This window comes from Polaribacter sp. PL03 (assembly GCF_033875165.1).
Classification (GTDB): Bacteria; Bacteroidota; Bacteroidia; order Flavobacteriales; family Flavobacteriaceae; genus Polaribacter.
Genome location: NZ_JAWZSV010000008.1, coordinates 13,996 through 19,142 on the forward strand (window position 1 = coordinate 13,996; position 5,147 = coordinate 19,142).

At 27.8% G+C, this 5,147-nt stretch carries 6 protein-coding genes; all 6 read left to right on the forward strand.

From position 1 onward, the window contains the following. The first annotated feature begins 182 nt into the window (after positions 1 to 182). The 6 genes from SHK09_RS14830 (at position 183) to SHK09_RS14855 (ending at position 4,888) form a co-directional block, all read left to right on the forward strand. Entirely contained in the window at positions 183 to 722 is a 540-nt protein-coding gene (locus SHK09_RS14830) for a hypothetical protein (protein ID WP_319811570.1), read from the forward strand. Positions 723 to 952: 230 nt separating this feature from the next. Beyond that, on the forward strand, positions 953 to 1,411 hold the full coding sequence (locus SHK09_RS14835; RefSeq protein ID WP_319811571.1) for a hypothetical protein: 459 nt from the start codon (positions 953 to 955) through the stop codon (positions 1,409 to 1,411). A gap of 623 nt (positions 1,412 to 2,034) precedes the next feature. Next, positions 2,035 to 2,199 carry a hypothetical protein gene (locus SHK09_RS14840; RefSeq protein WP_319811572.1) on the forward strand — a complete coding sequence of 55 codons (165 nt, stop codon included), beginning with the start codon at positions 2,035 to 2,037 and terminating at the stop codon, positions 2,197 to 2,199. A gap of 169 nt (positions 2,200 to 2,368) precedes the next feature. Continuing rightward, entirely contained in the window at positions 2,369 to 3,280 is a 912-nt protein-coding gene (locus SHK09_RS14845) for a hypothetical protein (RefSeq protein ID WP_319811573.1), read from the forward strand. A gap of 728 nt (positions 3,281 to 4,008) precedes the next feature. Further along, positions 4,009 to 4,389 (forward strand): hypothetical protein, encoded by a 381-nt coding sequence (locus tag SHK09_RS14850; protein ID WP_319811574.1) that lies wholly within the window; start codon positions 4,009 to 4,011, stop codon positions 4,387 to 4,389. 31 nt (positions 4,390 to 4,420) lie between these two features. Continuing rightward, on the forward strand, positions 4,421 to 4,888 hold the full coding sequence (locus SHK09_RS14855) for a hypothetical protein (RefSeq protein WP_249989838.1): 468 nt from the start codon (positions 4,421 to 4,423) through the stop codon (positions 4,886 to 4,888). Positions 4,889 to 5,147 lie beyond the last annotated feature (259 nt).

Consider the following 5,147-nt stretch of genomic DNA (forward strand, 5'->3'; position numbering starts at 1 on the left):
TAAAAACGCTAAATTTTTACGCCGTTTAAAAGGTGGCCTTTTAATCTTCGTAAAAATTTTTTCGTTTTTCGGCTTTTTGCTTTTTTAAAAATGCTTCTAATTTTCCGGTGGAAAATTTGCCGCATTTTTAAATCGCAAAAATTTTTATACCAAAACGTTGTACAACAGTTAAAACGAAAATCGTGAAAGTATTAATATTTCTAATTTTAATGTCAATTTTGTCCTGTAATGGAACAAAAAAAAATACATCTGAAATTAAATCAGTAGAAAACACTCAGACTGAATTTAAACTAACGGAATCTGATTTTGTAATAATGACTTTTAACTCTGAATGGTATTGGATTTTTAAAAATGCTAAACCTACAGAACTTACTCAATCGGAATTATTTGAGATTGAGGAAATTTTAAAAATAGCAATTATTGAAAATAATAAAAACCAAAAAATTGGACTTATTGAGCACAATAAAAAATATCCTGAATATCAGCAGACTGAAACTGGTTTTGAATTAAAATTAGATGGTTACAAAAGACAATACGTTCCAATAATAAATGAAAAAGGAGAAAAAGAAGTTTGGATTAATTTCTTTTGTGACGATTTTGGAACAAACAATTGGAAAACAGAAATTGCATTAGTTGAAGATGGTGGAAATTGTTATTACAATATTAAAATTAACTTGAAAACTAAAGAATATTATGAATTAGGAATAAATGGAAATGCATAAAAACCGTTGTACAACACCGTGTATAATTAATTGCTGGTTTTAGCCAATTTACGAAAGTCCAAACGGACTTTCTTGGTTCGTGTTTTATTTACTAAATTCACTGCTTAAAACACGCAACTAATCATACACAACAACGTTGTGCGTCATTACCAATTAGACTTTTTGAATTCAATGAGTTTACTGAAATTTATAACAATTAAATCAAAAAAAGTTACCATTAATAAAGATTAATGAAGAATAAAAACGCGAAAATCGGTTGTGGAGGAATTATTCTTTTACTAATTATTGGAATAATTTATTTATGGAATTTACTTTTTTGGGAAGGACAAAGAGATTTAGGAAATTTATCAAACTCTTGTAATGAAAATTATGAAATAAATATCACTCATTATTCTGAATTTGAACATAAACAAGCTCTTCAATTTTACATAATAAAAAACAACAAAAAAATAGAAAAGTTTGGAAAAACGTTTGCAGTTACAAGTAGAATCGACGAAAGTTTAGAAAATTTTGAAATTCATTGTTTTGATAATATTTTATATGTTACTTGGAAAAATGATAACGAACCACTAATTATGTTTGACTTAAAAAATGAACATTTATATCCTGAAAATAGAGAGAATATTAATTACAAAAATGAATTGTTTGAAAGAATAATTAAAGGAAATCCAAAATTAGAAATTGAATAAATAAAAAAAAACGAACGCACAACAACGTATAAAAAAAATTGCTAAATTACTGCTTAATCAAAAGCAGTTGCTTTTTATGTACTTTGATTTTCCTGCGGAAAATCCTCGCACACAAAACCGCAACTTTTCTTATACCAAAACGTTGTGCGTAAGTTAACAGACCAACGAAAACCTTGCTTCCATTAAATTTTATTAATACTTAAAAGCGAAAAAATAATCGAAAATTGAAAATAACGAAATCTGAAAAAAAAATATTACTCGGAATTGGAGTTCTGATTTTACTAATTGACATATTTCTTATGAAATTTTGGGTTAGTAATATTAAACCAGACCCTTGGATGTCTATTGGACTTGAATCTTATAGACCACGAATATTTATCGTGAATATTATTATCGGAATTATCGTATTTTTTATTAAAAAGAAAATTTCGATTTTATTTTTTATAAATACTATTGTCTGTTATTTAATATTCTCATTCTTTTGGAATTCTTGGATTGAAAATCATCCTTACTCAACTTCTGAATTCACTTTCAAGATTGAGAGCAGAAACCTTAAATTAAGCATTGACAAAAACCCAAATCATTATGGAATATATGAATTAATAACAAACCCCAAAGATTCTTTGAAAATCATCGAAATAGGAATGAATGAAAAAAAAGGAGATAGTATAATTTTGAAAGGATGGGATTATGACAAATGGGAAGAATATAATATGTATTATTACAATAATACTCTAATTGGTTTTCCAGAAAGTCAGAATAGAATAAAACTGAAAATAGTGGAATGAAAAAAACCTACGCACAACACCGTATAAACTTTATTGCTGGTTTTAACTCACTTAGGAAATTCCTCCGGAATTTCGCCGTTCGTGTTTTATTTACTAAATTCACTGCTTAAACAACGCAACAAAGCTTATACAACAACGTTGTAATGCATAAAACCGTACCAATAAACTTATGAAATTCCAGATATTATTTCTTCTTACATTTTTGACTTTTGGATATAATTCTCAAGCACAAAATAAAATGTTTGAGAAAGAAAAAAAGAAAGCAATTGAGTTTATGGAATCTCAAATAGCGGAAATTTATAATGACCAATTTAAAACAGAATTTATTGGAACTTTTCACGAGTTTGGAAAAATTTACGGATTCCAGTTTTATGTAGTAGAAAACAATGAATACCCTATCAAAGTTGAATACAACCTTGGAAACCAAAGCCCTTTTGAATTTGACAAGCAAGGGTTTGAAAAAGAATATGAGGCAATTAAGGTAAAGATTAAAGCTTCTGAACAACTTGAGAAAGATATTAGAGTTTATTTCCCAAAAGCGAGAGCAACTTCTAACCGAATTGAAAATCGTGATGGAACTTATCGTTGGGTAAATAATATTTATTCTGCGAAATCATTGGAAAAGGAAAAAGAAAAAACATTTTCGGAATTAGACTCACTATGTAGTTTATTGACTAACAAAATTAATGAGAATCGAGTGTTTTTCAACGTCTACTTTCCAAAAGAAAATGACAAAACTGAATATACAGACAACCGTTTTTCGTTCTTCGAATTTGATAATTTTAACCAGAAGCATATTTATCATTATCGTGTTGACTTTGAGAAAAATGGAAAGCAATTTGAGATAACTAATCAAAAGCTTTACGACAATCTGAATGACGAACAATCCGAAAGTCTAAAGGAATCAATTAAAAAATGGAAAAATAAAAACGGATTCGAAAATTGGGAAATATCTATATTGACTGAAAGCAGTATTGAACGAGACCTTGAATTCAAAAAATTTATATTAAAGAGTTCGGATGGAGAGAAAAAGTTCGGATTTATTAACCTTGAAACGAACGAATTAAAATTTGAAAAATAAAAATTACGCATTACAACACCGTATATAATTTATTGCTGGCTTCTCGCCCACTTACGAAAGTCCTCGCGGACTTTCTTGGTCGGTAATTATTTACTAAATTAGTTGCTTGAAACACGCAACAAACCATATACAACAACGTTGTAATTCATTGTTCAGAAAAATCTAAACGCTGAAAAAAAGCAAATTGAAAAAACTGAATTTAGACGAATAAATTTTAAAATCACTCAAACTTTGAATTGAAAGTCTTTGCGAAATTCACTCAAGTTTGGAATTTTAGCAATTTTGTAAAAACTGAATTTTGTGGAACACTCTCTAGCTAATCGTAAATCAAACGGAATTGAAAATATTTGCGGAATCAAAACGTTGGAATTTACTCAAACTCGAAACCAAATTTGCGGAATTTTCTCACGATTCTTTTTTTTTAGAAAAATGTTTTAAAGTTAAAATGTAGGAAATCACTCAAATGCTGAAAAGTTGAAAATGGAATTAAAATGTATTTACTCAAATGTTTCACAACAAAATTACAACACCGTATAAAAAAAATTGCTTAAATTTATGCCTTATCAAAGCTTTTTGCTTTTTTAAAAATACTTCTAATTTTCCGGTGGAAAATTTGCCGAATTTTTAAATCGCAAAAATTTTTATACCAAAACGTTAGCAAATATTTATCACTCAAACTCAAAAACGGAATATCAATCACAAAATCTGACATTAATTAAGAATAGAAAATGAATGAAATTAAAGTTGAGAAAAACGAGGAAAATGAACTTCCGATTCCACACATTTGGAGATCGAGTTTTAAAGAAATTGTAAAAGCTTTTGTAAAAGGAGATTACAGTTTAAGTTCAGAAATAAAAAACGTGAATTCTATCTCAGATGAAACTACTGTACAAATCAAAGAATATATTGAAGATTATGGAGAAGAATTAATTGAGCTTCCAAATGAAACTTGGGAATCCTCAGTATACATATCTTATGGAAACTATTGGAATGTACTTATTGACTTATTCACTAAAGAAGAAGGATTAAGTGATATGGTTATAAGCGCTGAAATAAGAGAAAAAAATGAGGAATATGAAATTGAAGTTAAACAGGTATATGTACCATAAAAAAGATGCTTGAGCATTATCAAATATCAAAATGATTAAGAAAATAATATTTACAATTCTATTTTTATTCAGTCTTTTAGGAATTCAAGTCGCCAGTTTAAACGACTGGTTGATTCTTTCTTTATTCATTCACATAATTTGGTTAACAATTACTTCAAGTAAAATATTAGAACTATCAAAAACTGAGAATATAAACCATAGAATATTTAAAATTTTCAATAATATATTGATTTATCTATTTATAGCTGATATTTTCATAATAGTTTTATCAATGTCTTTTGGGTTTAGATTAATTTTTGCTTCTTTATATAGACCAACATTTTTTATTAGTGCAATTCTTGGTGTTATTTCAGTATTTGGAAACTATTTTATTATAATTAATCACTTACTTAAAAGAGCAGAATCTCTAGGAAAAAGAATTTTACTAATACTCTCTTCATTATTTTATCCAATAGGTGTTTATACAATAACTGAGAGAAAAACAAAAAACATTTGCTAACACCGTATAAACTTTATTGCTGGTTTTGGCTCACTTGGGAAATTCCTGCGGAATTTCGCCGTTCGTGTTTTATTTACTAAATTCACTGCTTAAACAACGCAACAAAGCTTATACAACAACGTTGTGGTGCATTTGAGAAATGTACTTTCCTGAAATAGGTTGACTAAAAATTAAACACTTAATTATAGTCACTTATGAAAACACAAAAAGATCCCTGGCGAAAAAAAACGTACGAAAAAGCAACTTTAGAACTCAAATT

Coding starts and splice junctions, on each gene's coding strand:
- SHK09_RS14845 (WP_319811573.1), top strand. CDS start 2,369: ATGAAATTCCAGATATTATTTCTTCTTACATTTTTGACTTTTGGATAT.
- SHK09_RS14855 (WP_249989838.1), top strand. CDS start 4,421: ATGATTAAGAAAATAATATTTACAATTCTATTTTTATTCAGTCTTTTA.
- SHK09_RS14850 (WP_319811574.1), top strand. CDS start 4,009: ATGAATGAAATTAAAGTTGAGAAAAACGAGGAAAATGAACTTCCGATT.
- SHK09_RS14835 (WP_319811571.1), top strand. CDS start 953: ATGAAGAATAAAAACGCGAAAATCGGTTGTGGAGGAATTATTCTTTTA.